Source organism: Tsukamurella hominis, from assembly GCF_965137015.1.
Classification (GTDB): Bacteria; Actinomycetota; Actinomycetes; order Mycobacteriales; family Mycobacteriaceae; genus Tsukamurella; species Tsukamurella hominis.
Map to the genome: position 1 here is coordinate 26,239 of NZ_CBCRZG010000016.1, position 20,911 is coordinate 47,149.

The 20,911-nt window shown below is 71.4% G+C and carries 17 protein-coding genes; 9 read left to right on the forward strand and 8 right to left on the reverse strand.

Going from position 1 to position 20,911, the window contains the following annotated elements:
- Position 1 precedes the first annotated feature (1 nt).
- The 3 genes from ACM9LD_RS18240 to ACM9LD_RS18250 all read right to left on the reverse strand — a co-directional run bounded on the left by ACM9LD_RS18240 (position 2) and on the right by ACM9LD_RS18250 (position 4,169).
- On the reverse strand, positions 2–1,537 hold the full coding sequence (locus ACM9LD_RS18240; protein WP_415677980.1) for a molybdopterin-dependent oxidoreductase: 1,536 nt from the start codon (positions 1,535–1,537) through the stop codon (positions 2–4).
- A 172-nt stretch (positions 1,538–1,709) separates the two neighbouring features.
- The gene (locus ACM9LD_RS18245) at positions 1,710–3,353 is read right to left on the reverse strand and encodes a long-chain fatty acid--CoA ligase (RefSeq protein WP_415677981.1); all 1,644 of its coding nucleotides are present in this window, start codon (positions 3,351–3,353) and stop codon (positions 1,710–1,712) included.
- 45 nt (positions 3,354–3,398) lie between these two features.
- The gene (locus ACM9LD_RS18250) at positions 3,399–4,169 is read right to left on the reverse strand and encodes an SDR family oxidoreductase (RefSeq protein ID WP_415677982.1); all 771 of its coding nucleotides are present in this window, start codon (positions 4,167–4,169) and stop codon (positions 3,399–3,401) included.
- Between the two features lie 162 nt (positions 4,170–4,331).
- Here ACM9LD_RS18250 and ACM9LD_RS18255 point away from each other — a divergent pair, with 162 nt between their 5' ends.
- Positions 4,332–5,792 (forward strand): alanine/glycine:cation symporter family protein, encoded by a 1,461-nt coding sequence (locus tag ACM9LD_RS18255; protein ID WP_415677983.1) that lies wholly within the window; start codon positions 4,332–4,334, stop codon positions 5,790–5,792.
- 13 nt (positions 5,793–5,805) lie between these two features.
- Here ACM9LD_RS18255 and ACM9LD_RS18260 read toward each other — a convergent pair whose 3' ends face one another.
- Positions 5,806–6,357, reverse strand: a complete 552-nt coding sequence (locus tag ACM9LD_RS18260; RefSeq protein ID WP_415677984.1) for a TetR/AcrR family transcriptional regulator — start codon at positions 6,355–6,357, stop codon at positions 5,806–5,808.
- Between the two features lie 91 nt (positions 6,358–6,448).
- Between ACM9LD_RS18260 and ACM9LD_RS18265 the strand changes: the two genes are divergently transcribed.
- Positions 6,449–7,996, forward strand: coding sequence for an MFS transporter (locus ACM9LD_RS18265; RefSeq protein WP_415677985.1), 1,548 nt, complete (start codon positions 6,449–6,451; stop codon positions 7,994–7,996).
- A 192-nt stretch (positions 7,997–8,188) separates the two neighbouring features.
- Here the strand turns inward: ACM9LD_RS18265 and ACM9LD_RS18270 are convergent, their stop codons facing one another.
- Positions 8,189–9,325, reverse strand: coding sequence for an alpha/beta hydrolase (locus tag ACM9LD_RS18270; RefSeq protein ID WP_415677986.1), 1,137 nt, complete (start codon positions 9,323–9,325; stop codon positions 8,189–8,191).
- A gap of 351 nt (positions 9,326–9,676) precedes the next feature.
- Between ACM9LD_RS18270 and ACM9LD_RS18275 the strand changes: the two genes are divergently transcribed.
- The 6 genes from ACM9LD_RS18275 to ACM9LD_RS18300 all read left to right on the forward strand — a co-directional run bounded on the left by ACM9LD_RS18275 (position 9,677) and on the right by ACM9LD_RS18300 (position 17,104).
- A complete protein-coding gene (locus ACM9LD_RS18275; protein ID WP_415677987.1) occupies positions 9,677–10,447 on the forward strand; it encodes a deoxyribonuclease IV in 771 nt (256 codons plus the stop codon).
- A complete protein-coding gene (locus tag ACM9LD_RS18280) occupies positions 10,444–11,157 on the forward strand; it encodes a class I SAM-dependent methyltransferase (RefSeq protein ID WP_415677988.1) in 714 nt (237 codons plus the stop codon). The genes ACM9LD_RS18275 and ACM9LD_RS18280 overlap by 4 nt, the downstream gene beginning before the upstream one ends.
- Positions 11,158–11,272: 115 nt before the next feature.
- Positions 11,273–13,105 carry an acyl-CoA dehydrogenase gene (locus ACM9LD_RS18285; protein WP_415677989.1) on the forward strand — a complete coding sequence of 611 codons (1,833 nt, stop codon included), beginning with the start codon at positions 11,273–11,275 and terminating at the stop codon, positions 13,103–13,105.
- A gap of 187 nt (positions 13,106–13,292) precedes the next feature.
- A complete protein-coding gene (locus ACM9LD_RS18290) occupies positions 13,293–13,961 on the forward strand; it encodes a hypothetical protein (protein WP_415677990.1) in 669 nt (222 codons plus the stop codon).
- Positions 13,962–14,044: 83 nt separating this feature from the next.
- On the forward strand, positions 14,045–16,003 hold the full coding sequence (locus ACM9LD_RS18295; protein ID WP_336670131.1) for a YhgE/Pip domain-containing protein: 1,959 nt from the start codon (positions 14,045–14,047) through the stop codon (positions 16,001–16,003).
- Between the two features lie 51 nt (positions 16,004–16,054).
- Positions 16,055–17,104, forward strand: a complete 1,050-nt coding sequence (locus ACM9LD_RS18300) for an acyltransferase family protein (RefSeq protein WP_415678046.1) — start codon at positions 16,055–16,057, stop codon at positions 17,102–17,104.
- Between the two features lie 76 nt (positions 17,105–17,180).
- On the opposite strand, the gene ACM9LD_RS18305 is transcribed toward ACM9LD_RS18300, so the two are convergent.
- The 3 genes from ACM9LD_RS18305 to ACM9LD_RS18315 form a co-directional block, all read right to left on the reverse strand.
- The gene (locus tag ACM9LD_RS18305) at positions 17,181–17,681 is read right to left on the reverse strand and encodes a hypothetical protein (protein ID WP_415677991.1); all 501 of its coding nucleotides are present in this window, start codon (positions 17,679–17,681) and stop codon (positions 17,181–17,183) included.
- Positions 17,678–18,100, reverse strand: coding sequence for a CoA-binding protein (locus ACM9LD_RS18310; RefSeq protein WP_415677992.1), 423 nt, complete (start codon positions 18,098–18,100; stop codon positions 17,678–17,680). The genes ACM9LD_RS18305 and ACM9LD_RS18310 overlap by 4 nt, the downstream gene beginning before the upstream one ends.
- 61 nt (positions 18,101–18,161) lie before the next feature.
- Positions 18,162–19,445 carry an acetyl-CoA C-acetyltransferase gene (locus tag ACM9LD_RS18315; protein ID WP_224647706.1) on the reverse strand — a complete coding sequence of 428 codons (1,284 nt, stop codon included), beginning with the start codon at positions 19,443–19,445 and terminating at the stop codon, positions 18,162–18,164.
- A 105-nt stretch (positions 19,446–19,550) separates the two neighbouring features.
- Here ACM9LD_RS18315 and ACM9LD_RS18320 point away from each other — a divergent pair, with 105 nt between their 5' ends.
- Positions 19,551–20,909, forward strand: coding sequence for a 3-oxoacyl-ACP reductase (locus ACM9LD_RS18320; protein WP_415677993.1), 1,359 nt, complete (start codon positions 19,551–19,553; stop codon positions 20,907–20,909).
- Positions 20,910–20,911 lie beyond the last annotated feature (2 nt).

Here is a 20,911-nt window from a genome sequence, read left to right on the forward strand (position 1 = left end):
TTCACCGCGCGGTGACGACGACGCGGTGCCAGCCGGTGGCACCGTCGGGGGCGGGCGGCGCCTGCGCGTCGGTCTGGACCGTCCCGTTCGCGTCGGTGGCGCGCACCTCCAGGGTGTGCTCGCCGCGGTCGAGCGGGAGGGAGACGCTCCACTGCCGCCAGGTATCGGGGCCGACGGTGTCGGCGAGGCGGGCCGGCACCCACGCGCCGGAGTCGGCCCGGACCTCGACGCCGCCGATGCCAGTGTGCTGCGCCCAGGCGACCCCGGCCACCGTCACCGCGCCGGCGGAGACGGAGCCGCGCGGGACGTCGATGCGCGACTGGACCTTGATCGGCCCGAGCGCGGACCAGCCCCGCGGAGTCCAGTAGCCCTGGTCCTCCGCGAACGTCGTGACCTTCAGCGAGGTCACCCACTTGGTCGCCGAGACGTAGCCGTACAGGCCCGGGACGACGAGCCGGGCGGGGAAGCCGTGGATCACGGGCAGCGGCTGCCCGTTCATGCCGATCGCGAGCAGGGAGGCGCGGGCGGGGTCGCGCAGCACCTCCAACGGGGTGCCCGCGGTGAAGCCGTCGCTGCTGCGCGAGAGCACCATGTCGGCGCCTGCTCGGGGCCGCGCCCGCTCCAGGAGATTCCGGATCGGGTGCCCGAGCCAGAGGGCGTTGCCGATGAGGTCGCCGCCCACCTCGTTGCTGACGCAGGCGAGCGTGGCGTGGTGCTCCTCCAGCGGCAGCGCGAGCAGCTCGTCCCAGGTGAGGGTGAAGGGCGCGTCGACCATGCCGTGGACGCGGAGCGACCAGTCCGCGGGGTCGAGTTGCGGGATGCGCAGGGCGGTGTCGATGCGGTAGAAGTCCGCCGTGGGCGTGACGTAGGGGGTGAGCCCGGCGATCGGCGGGTCCGCCGGGGCCGGTGGCGCGACGGTCCGCGGCGCGGGCAGGCGGAGCGTCTCGCGCGCCGCCTGCACTGCCGTCGCGCCCGCCGAGAGCAGGCGGGCCCCGGCGAGGGCCAGCACCGTCGTCCCCGCGGCTGCGCCGGCGACGAGGAGGAAGCCGCGCCGGTCCATCCCGGCGGCGTCCTCCGGCGCGTCCGGCGCGGGGCGGAGGCGGCGGATCGCCAGGCGCAGGACGAGGATCGACGTCGCGATGCCCACGAGGCTCGGGACCGCCCACAGCGCCGTGGCGTCCGGGCGCAGGATCGCGATCAGCGCGCCGACGATCCCGACGAGGCCGAACAGCCCTGCGCCCCAGGGCGGGCGGCGCAGTTCGAGCAGGCCCGCGGCCGCGGCACCCAGGGCGAGCACCACGCCCATCGAGCCCAGCAGGACCGCCTTGTCGGCGGTACCGAAGGACTCGACGGCGAAGTCCTTGAGCCACGGCGGCGCGGCGTCGATGACCGCGGCCCCGCCCGCGAACAGCGTGCTCGCCCCGGGCGCGACGACGGCGGCGACGAGCTCGGCCACCGCGAGCCCGGCGGCACCGGCCAGGACGCCCGCCAGGGCGGCGGCCCAGGCGGTCGTGCGGCTCGCGGTCTCCTCGGTCATGGATCCAGCGTGGCACGCAGAAGCCCTGTCCGGGAGGGTCGCGGCAACACCTCACGGATCCGTAAGAATCCGCCCCGGCACCCACCTCATTGAAGGATCACCGCGAAAACGGGGCCGTCGCGGACATGATGCCCGCGACGGCCCCCTTTCGACCGTGATTTTTCAACGGCTCTCAGCCGCGCGACTCCACGACGGTGTAGGTGCCGTCGGCGTACTCGGCGCGGATGAGCTTCTTGTCGAACTTGCCGACCGAGGTCTTGGGCACCTCGGTGACGAAGGCCCAGCGCTCGGGCACCTGCCACTTGGGCAGCAGGTCGGCGAGGAAGGCGCGCTGCTTCTCGGCGTCCGCGTCGGCGGCGTCCTTGACCACGGCCAGCACGAAGGGACGCTCGTCCCACTTCTCGTCGGGCACGCCGACGACGGCGGCCTCGGCGATGGTCGGGTTGCTCATGACCGTGTTCTCGAGCTCGACGGAGCTGATCCACTCGCCGCCGGTCTTGATCATGTCCTTGGTGCGATCGCGGATCGTCATGAAGCCGTCCGGGCTGATCGACGCCACGTCACCCGTGCGGAGCCAGCCGTCGTGGAACTTCGACTCGTCGGAGACGTTGCCCTCGGGCGAGTAGTACGCGCCGGTGATCCAGGGGCCGCGCACCTCGAGCTCGCCGGCGGCCTCGCCGTCCCAGGGCTGCTCGTTGCCCTCGTCGTCGATGAGGCGGGCCTGCACCGACGCGGGGAAGCGGCCCTGCGTGACGCGGTAGGCGAACTCCTCGGTCTCGTCCTCGATGCCGAAGGGCGGGCGCGAGACCGAGCCGAGCGGCGAGGTCTCCGTCATGCCCCACGCGTGCACGATGCGGGTGCCGAGCTTGTCGAAGGCGCGGATCATCGACGGGGGCACCGCCGCGCCGCCGACGACGACCTCGCGCAGGTGCGAGATGTCCTGCGGCTTCACGGCGAGCTGCGCGGCGACGCCGGCCCAGATGGTGGGCACGGCCGCGGCGAAGGTGGCCTTCGTGGCGTCGAGGATCTGCAGCAGCGGCTCGGGCTGCAGGAAGCGGTCGGGCATGATCAGCGTGATGCCGCCCATCATCGCCGCGAAGGGCAGGCCCCACGACATGACGTGGAACATCGGCACGATCGCCAGCACGGAGTCGGCGTTGCCGAGCGCCATGCCCGACGACGAGTTCACCTGCATCGAGTGCAACCAGATGCTGCGGTGGCTGTAGACGACGCCCTTGGGGTCGCCCGTGGTGCCGGAGGTGTAACACATGACGGCCGCGTCGCGCTCCGAGATCTCGGGCCACGCGAACGTGGTCGGCTCGCCCGCGATGAGCTCGTCGAAGGAGTGCACCGTGATGCCCTCGGGCGCCTCGAGCGCCTCCTTCGGGCCGTTCGCGACGATGACGTGCTGCACATTCGGGGTCGCGGCCAGGTACTTGCCGAGCAGCGGTGCGACCGAGGCGTCGACGAGGATCACCTTGTCGTCGGCCTGATTGATGATGAACACGGCCTGCTCCGGCGAGAGGCGCAGGTTCAGCGTGTGCAGGACGGCGCCCATCGCGGGCACGCCGGCGTAGGCCACCTGGTGCTCGTTGTTGTTCCACATGAACGTCGCCACGCGGTCGCCCCGCTGCACGCCCAGCTTGGTCAGGGCGTGGGCCAGCTGGGACGCCTTGTCGCCGACCTCAGCGAAGGAGAGATCGCGCAGGCCCTCGCCGGTCCACGTGGTGATCTTGGCCTCGGGGAAGACACGGCGGCTGTACTCGACGAGACGGGCGATAGTCAGCTCGCCGTCCTGCATCGTGGTCTGAATCACGGTGGTGGAGACTCCTTCTCGGATGGGAAATGCAGCCGGCGGGGACTACTGGCTGGTGATCTGGTTGATCAGCCGCACGACCGACCTCGGGGCGAATTTACTCGAATTGGACAGCAGCGTGGTCAGGGTTCCGACGGAATAGTGGATCCGGGGCAGGAAGGGCACCTGGATCCCCGGGTGCACGGAGTTCCACACCTGCTCGGCGACCTCCTCGGGCGTGATGTTCACGCCGAGGGTCCGCGTGCTCTTGGCGTCGGTCTCGGCGAGGGCCGTCTTCGCCCACAGCGGCCAGATGGCGACGACGCGGACGCCGTGCTTCTCCCACTCCAACTCCAGCGCCTCGGTGAAGCCGGAGACGTAGAACTTGGCGGCGCTGTACGTCGCGATGCCGGGCTGGCCGTAGATCGCCGAGGCCGAGCTGATGTTCACCAGGTGCGCGTCCGGCTGCCCCTTGAGATAGGGCAGCGCCGCCTTCGCGCCGTAGGTCACGCCGAGGGCGTCGATGTCGATCTGCAGCTTGATCTGCTGCGGCGTGATCTCGTCGAGGTCGCCGCTGAAGAGCACGCCGGCGTTGTTGTCGAGCACCGTCAGGCTGCCGCCGGTGTGCTGCGTGAAGTCGGCGAGCGCCGCCTCCCACTGGTCGTAGTCGGTCACGTCGAGCGTGCCCGTGACGATCGCCGGATGCTCGGCCTTCAGCTCCTCCAGCGCGGCGGCGTTGACGTCGTAGACGCCCACCGTCCACCCCTCGGACAGGAAGCGCAGGGCAGTGGCCCGGCCGATGCCCTGGGCACCGCCGGAGATGAAGATCGATGGCATGGCGTCCAACCTACCCGCTGGTCAGGCCGGGGTAAAGACCCTACTGAGGGTCACTCAATTAGCCGTGCGTACCGGCTGTCGGCCCGCGCACGGGAGGCCCGACGGGGCCGTCGGCGCGCGCGTGAAACCATCGTTCCACCGCACGCTTCACGAGAGGAACGGATGACCTCGCTCTTCGACCACGTCAACACCGGCATCGACTGGCTCAGCACGAACCTGTACAACTACGTGCTGATCTACCTGCTGCTGGGCGTCGGCGCCTACATGACGATCCGCACCCGGTTCGTCCAGGTCCGACTGCTGCCCAAGATGATCCGCGCGATCGGCTCGTCCCGCTCGGACGCCGACGGCGGCATCTCGTCGTTCCAGGCCTTCTGCGTGGGCCTTGCGTCGCGGGTGGGCACGGGCAACATCGCCGGCGTGAGCGTGGCACTGGTGCTCGGCGGGCCCGGCGCGGTGTTCTGGATGTGGGTGGTGGCGCTCGTCGGCATGGCCACGGCCTTCGTGGAGGCGACGCTGGCGCAGATGTTCAAGGTGCGCAACGCCGACGGCAGCTTCCGCGGCGGGCCCGCGTACTACATCCAGCGCGGACTCGGCTCGCGCCGGTGGGGCATGGTCTTCGCCGTGCTGCTGATCTTCGCCTTCGGTTTCGCCTTCAACATGGTGCAGGCCAACACGATCGGCGGCTCCCTCGCGGCCACCTTCCACGTCGACACCGCGTGGATCGCCGTCGGCCTCATGGTGATCACGGCGCCGATCCTCTACGGCGGGGTGCGCCGCATCGCGCGGGTCGCCGAGGTGATCCTGCCCGTCATGGCGCTCACCTACGTCGGCATCGCGCTCGTGATCGTGGCCCTCAACATCACGGCCTTCCCCGAGGTGATCCGGCAGATCGTGGCCGGGGCGTTCGGGCTCGACGAGGCCCTCGCCGGCACCGCCGGCGGCATCCTGGCCGCCCTGCTCAACGGCGTGAAGCGCGGCCTGTTCTCGAACGAGGCCGGCATGGGCAGCGCGCCCAACACCGCGGCGACCGCGACCGTCTCGCATCCGGTGAAGCAGGGGCTGATCCAGTCGTTCGGCGTCTTCGTCGACACCATCGTCGTGTGCACCGCGACCGCGTTCATCGTGCTGGTCTCCGGCGTCTACACGCCGGGCAGCGAGCCCGAATCCGGTGGCGCCGTGCTCACGCAGGACTCGATCTCGGCCGTCCTCGGCACCTGGACGACGGTGCCGATGGCCCTGTTGGTCTTCGTCTTCGCGTTCTCGTCGATCATCGGCAATTACTCGTACGCCGAGATCAACCTCAACTTCCTCGGCCTGGAGGGGCAGCGCCTGCGCGTCCTGCAGACCCTCGTGCTCGCCGCCGTCGGCGTCGGCACCCTCGCCGAGCTCGACACCGTCTGGATGCTCGCCGACGTCGCGATGGCGTTCATGGCCACGGTGAACCTGATCGCGATCGCCTTGCTCGGCAAGTGGGCCTTCGGTGCGCTGCGCGACTACGACGCGATGACCAAGCGCGGCGTCGACGACAGGTTCGTCGGGCGCGGCAATCCGAACCTCCCCGGCGACCTGCCCGGCGACGTGTGGGATCCCGTCGAGGACGCGACCGCCACAGCGCGCTGATCCGCGTCCGCTGTCAGGGCGCCCCGTCGACCATGCGGGCGACGACGGCGAGGAGGCCGGCCATCTGCTCGTCCGTGGCGCGGCGGCGGCCGCCGCTGAGGGCGGCGTCGTAGTAGAGGCCGTCACCGAGGAGCAGGACCGCGCGGGCGGTGGCCTCGTCGGGCACCTGCTCCTGCACCGTCGCCAGGAAGCGGTCCTGCATCGACCGGATCGCGCGCTCGGCGCGGTCGTTGGCGGCCTGGCTCAGCCGCAGCACCGCGACGATCGCGCGGTCGAGCTGCGAGTCGTCGTAGTTCGACGTGCGCACGTAGTACTCCACCGCCCCCTCGGGCGCGGCGGCCATCAGCTCGACGTCGGCGGCGACGAGCTCGTCCAGCCAGTCGCACAGCCCGTCGACCAGGGCCTTCTTCGACCCGAAGTGGTAGAGCAGCCCGCCCTTGCTGACGCCGGCCTCCGCGGCGACGGCCTCGAGCGTCGCGGCGCGTTCGCCGTGCTCGATGAGGATCTTCACGAAGGCGTCGAGCAGTTTGGCGCGGGCAGCGGGAGGGGGTGGCACATCTCGCATCGTAGGGGTGATCGCGGTCTCTCGTTTCTATACCGTCCAGCTGGTACAGTAACGATGTCCTCGAACCCACGACACCCCAGGAAGTGCCGCCATGACCACCACGCTCCCCACCACGACCGCGTCCCCGCGCGCCACGGTGCGCGACTGGGGTGCGCTCGCGGTCCTGATGCTCCCGGTGCTGCTCGTGTCCATCGACGGGACCGTGCTGGGCTTCGCGCTGCCCTCGATCGCCGCCACGCTCGGCCCGACCGCGGCGCAGCAGCTGTGGATCATCGATGTCTACCCGCTGGTGCTCGCGGGCCTGCTCGTCTCCATGGGCAGCCTGGGCGACCGGCTGGGCCGTCGCCGCCTCCTCCTGCTGGGCGCGACGGGCTTCGCCGCCATGTCGGTCGTCGCGGCCTACGCCCCCACCGCGGGCGCGCTCATCGCCGCCCGCGCGGGCCTCGGCTTCTTCGGCGCGATGCTGATGCCGTCGACGCTCTCCTTGCTGCGCAACATCTTCACCGATCCGCAGCAGCGCCGGCTCGCGATCGCGGTGTGGGCGTCGTGCTTCGCCGGCGGCGCCGCGCTCGGCCCCATCGTGGGCGGCTTCCTGCTGGAGCACTACTGGTGGGGCTCGGTCTTCCTCATGGCCGTGCCCGTGCTGATCCCGCTCCTGGTGCTGGCGCCGATCTTCGTCCCCGAGTCGCGCGACCCGAACCCGGGCCGCATCGACCCGGTGTCGATCGTGCTCTCGCTGCTCGCACTGACCCCGATCGTCTACGCGGTGAAGACCCTCGCCAAGGGCGGCGACCTCGCGGTCGTCGCGGTGGCGCTGGTCGTCGGCGTGGTTTCCACCGGCCTGTTCCTGCGCCGGCAACTGCGCCGCCCGGACCCGATGCTGGACGTGCGGCTGTTCGCGGACCGTCGCTTCTCGGGCGCCGTCGCGGTGAACCTGCTCAGCGTCTTCTCGCTGGTCGGCTTCATGTTCTTCGTCTCGCAGCACCTCCAGCTGGTGGTGGGGATGAGCCCGATGGACGCCGGCTGGGCGCTGGTCCCCGGTCTGATCATGATGATGGTCGCAGGCCTGTACGTGGTGCGGGTCGTGCGGTGGATCGCCCCGTCGACCGTGGTAGTGGGCGGCATGCTCGTCTCCGCCGCCGCGTACGCCGTGGTGATGGCCTTCGCCTCGCCGGAGTCCACGCTCGCCGTGCTCATCGCCTTCGCGATGCTCGGCGTGGGCATCGGCGCCGCCGAGACGCTGTCGAACGACCTCATCGTCTCGTCGGTGCCCGCCGAGAAGGCGGGCGCGGCCTCGGCCGTCTCGGAGACCGCGTACGAGCTCGGCTCCGTGCTCGGCACCGCCGTCCTCGGCTCGATCCTCGCCGGGGCCTACGCCGCGAAGCTCGCGCTGCCCGCGGGCCTCACCGCCGAGCAAGCGGCCGACGCCGGCGAGACCCTCGCCGGGGCCCACCACGTCGCCACACAGCTGCCGGCCGAGGCCGCCGACGGCCTGGTCCGGGCCGCCGGTCAGGCCTTCGACGCGGGCGTCTCGGTGACCTCCGCGATCGGCGTGGTGCTCATGCTGGCCGCGGCCTGGATCGCGCACCGCACGCTGCGGGCGCCGTCCTCGTCGGTCGCAACGACCGTCGCGCAGTAGTCCCGCAGCCGCCGCGCCGCGGCGCTCGCCGCCTCCTCATGGGCGGTGAGCGTCGCGGCCGCGCGGGCCGCGAAGGCCAGCACCTCGGGCGGTCCCGTCGCCGCCCGCCACCGCGCGGCCTGCTCGGCGAACCCCTCGGCCGCGTCCTCCCACCCCGCGGCGACGCGTTCCAGCTCCCCGATGTCCACCTCGTCACCGGACATCCGCTCCCCCTCCCGCCAGGATCGTCGCGAACGCGTCCAGCGCCCGCGAGCCCTCGTCGAAGTACCCCGAGTGCGCACCCATGCCGAAGCCGGTGGGCCCCTCGGCGTCCACCGCCGTCGCCCCGAACGACGGTGCCGCCGGGTCCATCCCGAGCCCCAGCTCCACGCCGAACCACCGGCGAAGCCCCTGCGCGGCGCCGTCGGTGGCGCCGACCCGAGGGATCGGATCGTCGGAATCGCGCGCCACGTACACCGGCATCCCCAGCTCTGACGCGGAGCGCACCGGTCCGGCGCCCGGCGAACCGAGCAACACCATCGCGTCGACGGTGCCCGCCAGCGCCCCTCCCGCGCCCGCCGTGGTCGCCGTCGTCGCGCCGTAGCTGTGGCCGAAGACCACGACCCGCGGATCGTCGGGCCGCATCCGCGCGAGGTCGTCGAGGTCGGCCCGCAGCTCGGCGGCGCCCCGTCGGGCATGGGCGCCGGTGAGGACCTGCGCGACGGCCGCCCGGCCCGACGGGGCGTCGTACCCGATCCACGCCAGGGTCGCGGTCGACGTCGCCGGGTCCGCGCGCCGGGCGGCGGCCTGCAGGTTCTCGGCGTTGCGGGTGACCGCCCCGATCGACGCCGCCGTCGTGCCCATGCCCGGGACCACGACGCCGATGGCGCGGGCGCTGTCGAGGTCGCCGATCGCGACCGCCACCGCGCCGTCGCCGTCGAAGGCGTCCGGGTCGTACTCGAACAGCTGCACCGTCTCGCCGCCGCGGCCCAGCTCGCGCAGCCGCGCGTCGATCGTCTCGAGCATCCGGCGCCGCGGCCCGGGCGGTGCGGCTGCGAGATCCGCGGCGAGGCGGGCGCGATTCTCCCGGTCCCGCTGCGCGGCGGACGCCGGGCGGCCCGGCGCCCGCACCGGGGTCGACGGCGCCCGCGCGCCGGCGAGTGGCACGGCGGCGGGGAGCTCGATCGCGGCGAGGCGGGCCGCGAGTTCGCCACCTCCACTGCGGATCTCCGCCGCCGCGCGGTCGAGCGCCGCGTCGAGTTCCTCCGCGGCGCGTGCCTCGAGCCCCGCCCAGCGCTCGTACGCGTCCGCGGGTCCGCCCCGCCACGCCGTCGTCCGCACGACCATCATGGCGTCACGCTAGGCCGCCGCGCCCCCACGATCGGGCCGCGAACCGGGTGCGCGGGCGCCGTCATCCACAGGACCGCGGTCCTCCACAGGCACGCCGAGACAGCGCGGCCACAGCGATCATCCCCCGCGCCGCGTCGACGGGGCGTGGGGGACGGTTCCTCCCCCACCGGACGCCGCTCCTCCCGGGCACGACGGCGGACCACCGAGACCGGGGCATGCGTGCGACGCGTGGCCTGCCTCACGGATTCGCCTTCTACCTGCGAAGACCGGGCCATGCGTCGCACGCATGGCTTCCGCAGGAGAGACACCGACCCGCCGACCCGCGGGCGGGCGAGCCACTACGCTGGACGCATGCGCATCGGAGCCCATGTCCGCAGTGACACCCACCCCGTCGAAACGGCCGAACAGCTGGGGGTGGACGTGATCCAGATGTTCGTCTCCGACCCCCAGAGCTGGAAGAAGCCGGAGCCGCACCCGCAGACACAGGCGCTCAAGGATTCGCCGCTGGAGATCGTGGTGCACTCGGCCTACGTCATCAACGTCGCGAGCCTGAACAACCGGCTCCGGATGCCGAGCCGCAAGGCCGTCGAGCAGCAGGCCGCGGCGGCCGCCGACCTCGGCGCCTTCGGGCTCGTGGTGCACGGCGGGCACCTGCGCGACGGCGAGGACCTGCAGGCCGGAATCGACAACTGGCGCAAGCTCTTCACGCGCCAGGAGGAGAAGGGCGGCTTCGGCGTGCCGATCCTCATCGAGAACACCGCGGGCGGCGATGGGGCGATCGCGCGGCAGCTCGAGACCATCGATCGGCTGTGGGACGCGGTCGGCGACCAGGGCGCGGGCTTCTGCCTGGACACGTGCCACGCCTGGGCGGGCGGCGAGGAACTGATGGGCATCGTCGAGCGGGTCAAGGCGATCACGGGCCGCATCGACCTGGTGCACCTGAACAACTCCCGCGACGAGTTCGACTCCGCGCGCGACCGGCACGCGAACCTGCAGGACGGCACCATCGACCCCGACCTGCTGGCCGACGTGGCCCGCGCCGCCGGGGCGCCGATCATCCTCGAGACCCCGTCGGACGGCCTCGCCGACGACGTGGCCTACCTCAAGGAGGCCCTGCTGTGAGCACGCCCGACGCCACCCCGGACGGCATCGACCGGACCGATCAGGAGCGCGAGGAGAGCACCGTCGGCCCCCTCTCCCCCGCGGCGCTCGCGCACGAGGAGAAGCAGCTGCGCGGAGCGCGGGAGTGGGACGACCGCTACCGCGCCACCGAGCTGGTGTGGGGAACGCCACCCGACCCGTGGATCGTCGAGCAGGTGACCGTGCTGCCGCCCGGCCGCGCCCTCGACGTGGGCGCCGGCGAGGGCCGGCACGCGCTGTGGCTCGCGACCCGCGCGTGGGACGTGACCGCGGTCGACTACTCGCGCGTCGGCCTCGACAAGGCGGCGACGGTGGCCGCGCGGTCGCCGCGCACCGTCCGCGCCCGGCTGCACTGGACCCCGCTCGACATCACCACCGACGCGATCCCCGACCAGCCCTACGACCTGGCCGTGTGGGCGTACGTGCATCCCGATCCGGAGGACCGGGCGGCGGCGATCGCGAAGGTCGCGCAGTCGCTGGCACCGGGCGGGCTACTGCTTCTGCTGGCCCACGAGAAGGCGGACGCGCACCCCGGCCTGCCGACGTTCGGGGCCGCCGAGCTGTCGGAGGCGCTCCCCGACGACATGGTGGTGGAGCACGTGGAATGGCGCGAGAGTGATCCGTACCACGGCACGGGTACTGACCTGGCGGTTCGTGCACGTCGTCGCCGCGAGGAGGCGATCACGCCCTAGGGGTGCTTGCACTTGTTCGCACGCCGCGGGCGCGTTATCCTATGCATATTACCGAGCGGTAACTTACCGGCAGGTAACAGTCCGACAGCCTGATCTGAGAAGGTGGAACAGCCCCATGGGCCATTACAAGAGCAACGTCCGCGACATCGAGTTCAACCTCTTCGAGGATCTCGGCGTCGGCGAGGTGCTGGCTTCCGGTGCGTACGGCGACCTCGACGAGGACACCGCCAAGGAGATGCTGCGCGAGGCGGCCCGTCAGGCCGAGGGCCCCATCGCCGAGTCCTTCGCCGAGGCCGACCGCAACCCGCCGGTCTTCAACCCGGAGACCCACGAGGTCACGATCAACGAGGCATTCAAGAAGTCGCAGGCGATCTTCGCCGACGGCGGCTGGGCCTACCTGGGCCTGAACGACGAGCTGGGCGGCACCGACGTGCCCCGCTCGCTGTACTGGGGCATCGGCGAGCTCTTCCTGGGCGCCAACCCGCCCGTCTTCATGTTCGCCGCGGGCCCCGGCTTCGCGCAGATCCTCTTCGACGAGGGCACCGACGAGCAGAAGAAGTGGGCGAAGATCGCCGCCGAGCGCAACTGGAACGCCACCATGGTGCTCACCGAGCCGGATGCCGGCTCGGACGTGGGCGCGGGCCGCACCAAGGCCATCAAGCAGGAGGACGGCTCCTGGCACATCGAGGGCGTGAAGCGCTTCATCACCTCCGCGGTGATGGACGGCATGTTCGAGTCGACCTTCCACCTCGTGCTCGCCCGCCCCGAGGGCGGCGCCCCGGGCACCAAGGGCCTGGGCCTGTACTTCGTGCCGAAGCACCACTTCGACGAGCAGGGCAACCTCGGCGAGGAGAACGGCGTCTACGTCACCGGCGTCGAGCACAAGATGGGCATCAAGACCTCCACCACCTGTGAGGTCACCTTCGGCGGCCACGGCAAGCCCGCCAAGGGCTGGCTCGTGGGCGAGGAGATCAAGGGCATCGCGCAGATGTTCAAGGTCATCGAGCACGCCCGCATGATGGTCGGCACCAAGGCCATCGGCACCCTCTCGACCGGCTACCTCAACGCGCTCGACTACGCCAAGCAGCGCGTCCAGGGCGCCGACCTGACCCAGATGGCCGACAAGACCGCGCCGCGCGTGACCATCACGCACCACCCGGACGTGCGCCGCTCGCTGCTCACGCAGAAGGCGTACGCCGAGGGCCTGCGCGCCGTGTACCTGTACACCGCCGCGCACCAGGACGTCCGCACCGCGACCCCCGTCTCGGGCGCCGACGCCGAGATGGCCTACAAGGTCAACGACCTGCTGCTCCCGATCGTCAAGGGCGTCGGCTCCGAGCGCGCGTTCACGCTGCTCGGCACCGAGTCGCTGCAGACCTTCGGCGGCTCTGGCTTCCTGCAGGACTACCCGATCGAGCAGTACGTCCGCGACTCGAAGATCGACTCGCTGTACGAGGGCACCACCGCCATCCAGGCGCAGGACTTCTTCTTCCGCAAGATCCTCCGCGACCGTGGCGCCGCGCTCGGCCACGTGGCCGGCCAGATCACCGCGTTCATCGAGGCCAACGCCGGTGGCGCCTTCGCCGCCGACGTGGCGCTGCTGAAGACCGCCGCCGAGGACGTGCAGGCCATGGCCGCCACGCTCACCGGTTTCGCGCTCGCCTCGCAGCAGGAGCCGTCGGAGCTGTACAAGGTGGGCCTCGGCTCGGTGCGCTTCCTCATGGCCTTCGGCGACCTGATGGTCGGCTGGCGCCTCCTGCACCAGGCCGTCATCGCGCAGGCCAAGATCGACGGCGGTGCCACCGGTGCCGACAAGTCCTTCTACGAGGGCAAGGTCGGCGTCGCGAAGTTCTTCGCCGCCAACATGCTGCCGCAGCTCACCGGCACCAAGGACATCATCGCCGCGATCGACAACCAGGCGATGGACCTCGACGAGGCCGCGTTCTGATCGTCGCCTCGTAACCACGAGCACCCCGAGGGCGCTCCGACCACCGGTCGGGGCGCCCTCGCCCGTTCCCGGGCCCGACGGTGCCGCCGACGTACGCCGACGGTGCGCCCGACGTGGGCGCGGCACCGTCGGGCAGCCACCGTAGGATTGCTACCGACCTGCGCCGACGACCTCCGGAGAGCCCCGCATGGATGACGACCAGCCGAACGACGTACAGCTCACGGCGGTGAACATCGGCGTCGACGGGGAGCACGGCCCTCTGTTCCAGGGCATCGACCTGGAGTTCGGCCCCGGCCTGCACGCCGTGCAGATGCCCGCGGGCCGCGACCAGGACGCGCTGCTCCTCACCCTCGCCGGGCGGCTCAAGCCGAACCACGGCACCGTGAACGCCCTCGGGGCGACCACCCCGGGCGCGATCCGGAAGAAGTGCGCCATCGCGGCCTTCGAGGACATCGACGACCTGGACGACTCGGTCACCGTCGAGACCGTGCTCGCCGAGCAGCGGCGCTGGCTCGCGCCCTGGTACTCCATGGTGCCGCTCAGCGCCGGCAGCCTCGAGATGGACCAGGTCTTCGGTGACGTCGACCGCCCCGGGCCGAAGACCCGCATCGTCGAGCTCAGCGACCTGCAGCTGTTCCTGCTGCGGATCACGCTGGCGCTGTTGGGGAACCGGCCGATCCTCATCGTCGGCGACCTGGAGCAGGTCCGCGACAACCCCGGACGCGCCGAGGCCGTCCAGCGGCTCGGCGCGGTCTCCACCCGCTACACCGTGATCGTCGGGGTCACCAACCCCCTCGGCGGCACCGCCCCGCAGCACACCCTGCACGACCGCCGCGCCCTGACCCGGAAGGACTGATCCCGATGTCCGACAAGAACTCCGACGACACACCCGCGAAGACGCCCGCGAAGAAGGCCTCCTCGAAGGGCAGCCTGGTCCCCATCGCCGCCGGCCTCGCCTTCGGATCCGAGATCAAGCGCTTCGGCCGCAGTCGGCTCACGCGCGCCGCGATCGTCGTGATGATGCTGCTGCCGCTGGTCTACGGCGCCCTCTACCTGTGGGCCTTCTGGGATCCGTTCGGCCACGTCAACAAGATGCCCGTCGCGCTGGTCAACGCCGACAAGGGAACCGAGGTCAAGGGCCAGAAGATCAACGCCGGCGCCGAGGTGGAGAAGTCCCTCGCCGACGACAAGAGCCTCGACTGGAACATCGTCTCCCCCGCCGAGGCGCAACAGGGCGTCAAGGACGGCACCTACTACTTCATGCTGGAGCTGCCGGAGAACTTCTCCTCCGCCATCGCCTCCCCCATGACCGGCAAGCCCGAGAAGGCGCAGTTGCGCGCCGTCTACAACGACGCCAACAACTACATCAGCTCCACCATCGGCCAGACCGCGATGTCGCAGGTGCTCAACGCCGTCTCCACCCGCATCTCGGGGCAGGCCGTGAACCAGGTGCTGTCGATGATGATCACCGCCGGCTCCGGGATCGAACAGGCCGCCGACGGGGCCGGGAAGCTCCACGACGGCCTGGTCACCGCGAACGACGGTGCCGCCCAGCTCGCCACCGGCCTCGGGACCGCGAAGACCGGCTCGGCGCAGCTGCGCGCGGGCTCGCAGCAGCTCTCCGACGGCATCACCCAGGCCACCGATCCGCTTCTCGCCGTGACGAAGGCGCTGTCCGGGCTGGGCGGGAACACCGCGCAGCTGCAGCAGAGCGCGGCCGCGCTGGTCGAGGCCGCCGACAAGGCCGGCGTCTTCGTCAAGACGCAGGACACCGCGCTGGCCGGGATCGACGCCGCGATCAGGCAGCTCGCCGTCAGCCCCGATCCCGCGGCGCGACAGTCCGCCGAGGGCCTGCGGGCGGTGCGGGCACAGCTCGCCCAGGCGTCCGTGACGCCCGCGGCGAAGCAGCAGATCATCGCCGCGACCGACGCCGCGGCCACCCTGACCGAGCAGCTCCGCACGCCGGGCAGCCCGCTGCAGACCGTGCTCGCCCAGGTCGGCGCCACCGGCGGCGACCTCACCGCCAAGCTCACCGAACTGCGGTCGGGCGCGCAGCAGCTCGCCGCGGGGAACGCCACGCTCGACGACGGCATCACGCAGTTGTCCGACGGTGCCACCCGCCTCTCGGCCGGCACGGTGCAGCTGCGCGACGGCAGCCAGGAGCTGTCCACCAAGCTGCGCGAGGGCGCGGGCGCCGTGCCCAAGTGGTCGCAGGAGCAGACCTCGCAGGTCGCGCAGACCATCGGCGGGCCCGTCCAGTTGGACGCGCAGCACGAGAACCGCGCCCCGAACTTCGGCACCGGCATGGCGCCGTTCTTCCTCACGCTGGCCCTGTTCTTCGGCGCGCTGGTGCTGTGGATGGTGTTCCGGCCGTTGCAGAACCGCGCCATCGCCGCCGAGGTGCTGGCGATCCGCGTGGTGATGGCGAGCTACCTGCCCGCGGCCGCGATCGGCCTGTTCCAGGCCGCGATCCTGTACTGCGTGGTGCGCTTCGGATTGGGCCTCGAGGTGGCCCATCCCATCGCGATGGTCTTCTTCATGATGGGGGTGTCGCTGTCCTTCATCGCGTTCACTCAGGCGGTGAACGCCTTCGTCGGGCCCGCCGTCGGCCGCGTGCTCATCATGGCGCTGCTGATGCTGCAGTTGGTGAGCTCCGGCGGCATGTATCCCGTCGAGACCACCGCCAGACCCTTCCAAATCCTGCACAAGTACGACCCGATGACCTACGGCGTCAACGGGTTGCGGCAGCTGATCCTGGGCGGCATCGACAACCGCCTGTGGCAGGCGATCGCGGTGCTGGTGTTCCTGTGGGTCGCGTCCGTGACGGTGTCGTGCCTGTCCGCCCGGCGGAACCGGCTGTGGAACCTCGACCGGCTCATCCCCGCCATCAAGATCTGAGCCGCCATCGACACCGCCCCGCGCTCCGGCCACGTCCCCGCCCTCACCGGGCTGCGGGCGCTGGCGGCGTTCGGGGTGTGCGTCACCCACGCCGCGTTCTGGGGCGGTGACTTCACCCCGGACGCACTCGGCGCCGCCTACGCGCGGCTCGAGACCGCGGTGCCCGTGTTCTTCGCACTGTCGGGATTCCTGTTGGTGCGGCCGTGGATCCGCGCGCGGGCCGAAGGCGCGTCGCCGGACGTGCGGCGGTACGCCGTCGCGCGGGCCTGGCGGATCCTGCCGGCGTACTGGGTGGTGGTCACCGTCGTCTACGCGATCTACCTGTGGCGGCCCGACGGTTCGCCGCACGGGCACGGGTGGGGCGACTACCTGCGGCACCTGACCTTCACGCAGATCTACGGCGTCGGCCACGTGCACACGGGCCTGACGCAGATGTGGAGCATGTGCGTGGAAGTCGCCTTCTACCTGGCGCTTCCGCTGCTGGGGCTGTGGCTGGTGCGCGCCCGTCGGGCGTGGACGGTTCCGGCGGCGATGGTCGCGGTCTCGGTGGGCTGGCTGGTGCTGGTGACCGCGACGGAGATCTTCGGGAAGACGGCGCGGTCGTGGCCGCCCGCGTTCGCGGCCGCGTTCGCCGCGGGGATCGTGGTGGCGCTGCTGGTCGATCGGGTGCGGCTGCCGCGGGGGCCGCTGCTGCTCGCCGCGGCGGTCGCCTACGGCGTGCTGCTGACCCCGCTCGCCGGGCCGATCGACCTGCGGCTTCCCACGCCGGCGCAGGGCGTGACGAAGTTCCTGCTCGAGGCACTGATCGGCGGGTTGCTGGTGGCCGCGTTCGCGACCGGACCGGCGCGCGTGCTGGGCTCGCGCCCGATGGTGTGGCTCGGCTCCATCAGCTACGAGTTCTTCCTCATCCACGTGATCGTCATGGAATTCGTGGTGCTCGACCTCTTCGGCTGGTCGCTGTTCACCGGCTCCACGTGGCCGATCGTCGTCGTGACGACCGCGATCACGATCGTGCTGTCGTGGGGGCTGCACGTCGGGGTGGAGCGGTTCCGCGCGGCGGTGAGTCGCCCGCGGGCGGCGGCGGTCGCGGGCGGGCGCTGATTCCCTGGAGGACGGGGGGTATGCGTGGGACGCATAGCTGCTCCGAACAACACCCCGCCCCGCGCGAGCGACGGGCTCAGCGGAGAAGGGTCGCGGTCACCCCGTCGATGAGGGTGCGGCGCTGGGCGGACGGGGCGTCCCAGAGTTTGCCGGTCAGGCCCTCCAGGGCCGCGACCTTGGGCTCCAGCTCGCCCAGGGCCTTGGTGCGCTCCTCACCCGAGAGCTGCGCCGCGGCGATGATGCGGTCGTCGAGGGCGAAGACGGCGTCGTCGAGAGCGGCGAGGTCGGACTCGGGGCCGTCGATCGCGGAGTCGGCGGGCGGCGGGACGGCGGGCGCGAAGGCGCCGCGGTGCACGTCGGCGATGGCGTAGCGGGTGCGCTGATGCAGGAGCGCCTCGGTGGAGGTGGCGTTCGCCCACTCCGCGGGCGCGCGGCCGGGGCGGCCGGGGATGAGATCGCCGGAGTTGGCGAAATCCTTGATCCGCTTGTTGGAGTCGCGGAGGAACCAGATCACGCCGATGAGCATGAGCACGGCCACCACCGCGACTACGGCGACGACCGCGATGCCGAAGGTCATGCGCTCCTCCTCGAGATGCGGGTGCGGCGCTGCTCGATGATGAGGCAGCGGTCCTCGACGTACAGCAGCCCCGCGGCCTCGGCGATCTCGCGCGCCTCCGCGGAGCGGATACCCAGCTGCAGCCAGAGCGCCGTCGCCCCGGCGGCGACGGCCTGCCTCGCGATGTCGGGCGTGAACTCCGCGGGCCGGAAGACGTCGACCAGACCGACCTGCTCGGGAACGTCGGCGAGCGTGCGATAGACCGGCTCGCCGAGGATCTCGTCGGCGTGCGGGTTGACCGGGATGATGCGCCAGCCCCGGTGCTGCATGTACGCGGGCACGTCGTGCGCCGCCTTCGCCGGATCGACGCTGGCCCCGACCACCGTGATGGTGTCGTAGTCGCGCAGGATCCTCTCGATCAGATCGTCCGTCGCGGTCATGACACCAGCTTAGGCGGCCGGGGCCGGCTGCATCAGTCCTCCGGGCCTCGGGCCCGGGGCGTCAGCCCTCGATGATGGCGGTGATGCCCTGGCCGCCGGCGGCGCAGATCGAGATCAGCGCGCGACCGCCGCCGTTCTCCTTGATCTGCTTCGCGGCCGACGCCACGATGCGGCCGCCGGTCGCGGCGAACGGGTGGCCCGCCGCCAGCGACGAGCCGTTGACGTTGAGCTTGCTGCGGTCGATGGAGCCGAGCGGCTTGTCGAGGCCGAGGCGGTCCTTGCAGTACTCGGGCGACTCCCAGGCCTGCAGCGTCGCCAGCACCACGGAGGCGAAGGCCTCGTGGATCTCGTAGAAATCGAAGTCCTGCAGCGTGAGGCCGTTGCGGGCCAGCAGCTTCGGCACCGCGTAGGTCGGCGCCATGAGCAGGCCGTCCTTGCCGCCGACGTAGTCCACGGCCGAGTACTCGACGTCCTTGAGGTACGCGAGCACGGGCAGGCCGCGCTCGGCCGCCCACTCGTCGGAGGACAGCAGCACCGTCGACGCGCCGTCGGTGAGCGGCGTGGAGTTGCCGGCCGTCATGGTCGCGTCGCCCAGCGAGACGCCGAAGACGGGCTTGAGGGTCGAGAGCTTCTCGACGGTGCTGCCCGGGCGCAGGTTGTCGTCGCGGGTGAGGCCGAGGTACGGGGTGACCAGGTCCTCGAAGAAGCCGCGGTCGTAGGCGGCCGCCATGTTGGTGTGGCTGAGGTAGGCCAGCTCGTCCTGCTCGGCGCGGGAGACGCCCATCTCCTTGGCGGTGATGGCGGCGTGCTCGCCCATCGACATGCCGGTGCGGGGCTCGCCGTTGCGGGGGATGTCGATGCCGAGGTTGGCGGGGAGCTTGCCGAGCAGCTTGAGGCGGTCGACGGTGCTGCCCGTGCGGTTGAGCTCGAGCATCACCTTGCGCATGCCCTCGGAGACGCCGATCGGGGCATCGGAGGTGGTGTCGACGCCGCCGCCGACGGCCGCCTCGTAGCGGCCGAGCTGGATGCCCTGGGCCGCGGCGTTGATCGCCTGCAGGCCGGTGGCGCAGGCCTGCTGCACGTCGAAGGCGGGGGTGTACGGGCTCAGGGGGCTGCCGAGCACCGACTCGCGGATCAAGTTGAAGTCACGGCTGTGCTTGAGCACGGCGCCGCCGACCACGGCGCCCAGCTGCTCGCCCTGCAGGTTGAAGCGGCTCACGAGACCATTGAGGGCGGCGGTGAACATGTCCTGGTTGCTGGCCTTCGCGTACGCACGGTCCGAACGCGCGAAGGGGATCCGGTTTCCACCGAGGATGGCGACCGGACGGGTTTCGATGTTTGCCACGGGTTTCTCCCAGTGATCGAGGGTTGCTACTACCGAGTATTCTTACTCTGGAGTAAGTTGCTTGTCGATAGCCTATCGGAACCCCACACGGATGAGGTACCCCACATGCCTGATGCACCCAGCACGGACTTCTACGCGGCCTTCGTGAAGTCGGGCCCCGGCTCCTTCCTGGCCAGCCGCCTCGGCCTGCCCCAGCCGCCGGTCCTGCGCCGCTACCAGGCCGGCAAGCCCGCGCTCGCCGGCCCCGTCCTCCTCGGCGGCAAGGGCCGCCTCGTCGAGCCCGTCCGCGAGTTGCTCGCCGACTACGACCTCGTCGTCAACAACGGCGGCGCCCGCGGCGCCGAGAAGCTGGGCGGCGCGGTCTTCGACGCCACCGGCATCACGAACATCGACGATCTCAAGAGCCTGTACGAGTTCTTCGGCCCGCAGATCCGCTCCCTGGGCAACAGCGCCCGCCTCGTGGTGCTCGGCACCACCCCGGAGCTGATCGAGGACCTCGACGAGCACATCGTCCAGCGCGCCCTCGAGGGCTTCACCCGCTCGGTGGCCAAGGAGCTGCGCGACGGCGCCACGGCCCAGCTCGTGTACGTGCACCCGGACGCCGCCACCGGCGCCTCGGGCCTCGCCTCGACGCTGCGCTTCCTCCTGTCGGGCAAGTCGGCGTACGTCGACGCGCAGGTCATCCGCATCACCGACAAGGACGCCGCCGCCCCGGCCGACTGGGACAAGCCGCTCGCCGGCAAGGTCGCGCTCGTGACCGGCGCCGCCCGCGGCATCGGCGCCACCATCGCCGAGGTCCTCTCGCGCGACGGTGCCCACGTCATCGCCGCCGACATCCCCGCCGCCGGCGAGGCCCTGTCCGAGGTCGCGAACAAGGTCGGCGGCACGGCTCTGCCGCTCGACGTGACCGCGCCCGACGCCGGCGCGAAGATCGCCGAGCTGGTGAAGTCGCGCCACAGCGGCCTCGACATCGTCGTCAACAACGCCGGCATCACCCGCGACAAGCTGCTCGCCAACATGGACGAGGGCAAGTGGAACTCGGTCATGGCGGTCAACCTCAAGGCCCCGAAGCAGCTGGTCGACGACCTGCTCGCCGCCGGCGCGCTGAACGAGGGCGGCTCCGTCGTCGACGTCTCGTCGATCGCCGGCATCGCGGGCAACCGCGGCCAGACCAACTACGGCGCGACCAAGGCCGGCGTCATCGGCATCGTCGACGCCTACACCCCGGTCCTGGCGAAGAAGAACATCACCATCAACGCCGTGGCGCCCGGCTTCATCGAGACCGCCATGACCGCCGCGATCCCCCTGGCCACCCGCCAGGCCGGCCGCCTCATGAACTCGCTGCAGCAGGGCGGCCAGACCGTCGACGTCGCGGAGACCATCGCCTACTTCGCCGCGCCCGCCTCGGCCGCCGTGACCGGCAATGTCGTGCGCGTGTGCGGTCAGAGCCTGCTGGGGGCCTGATC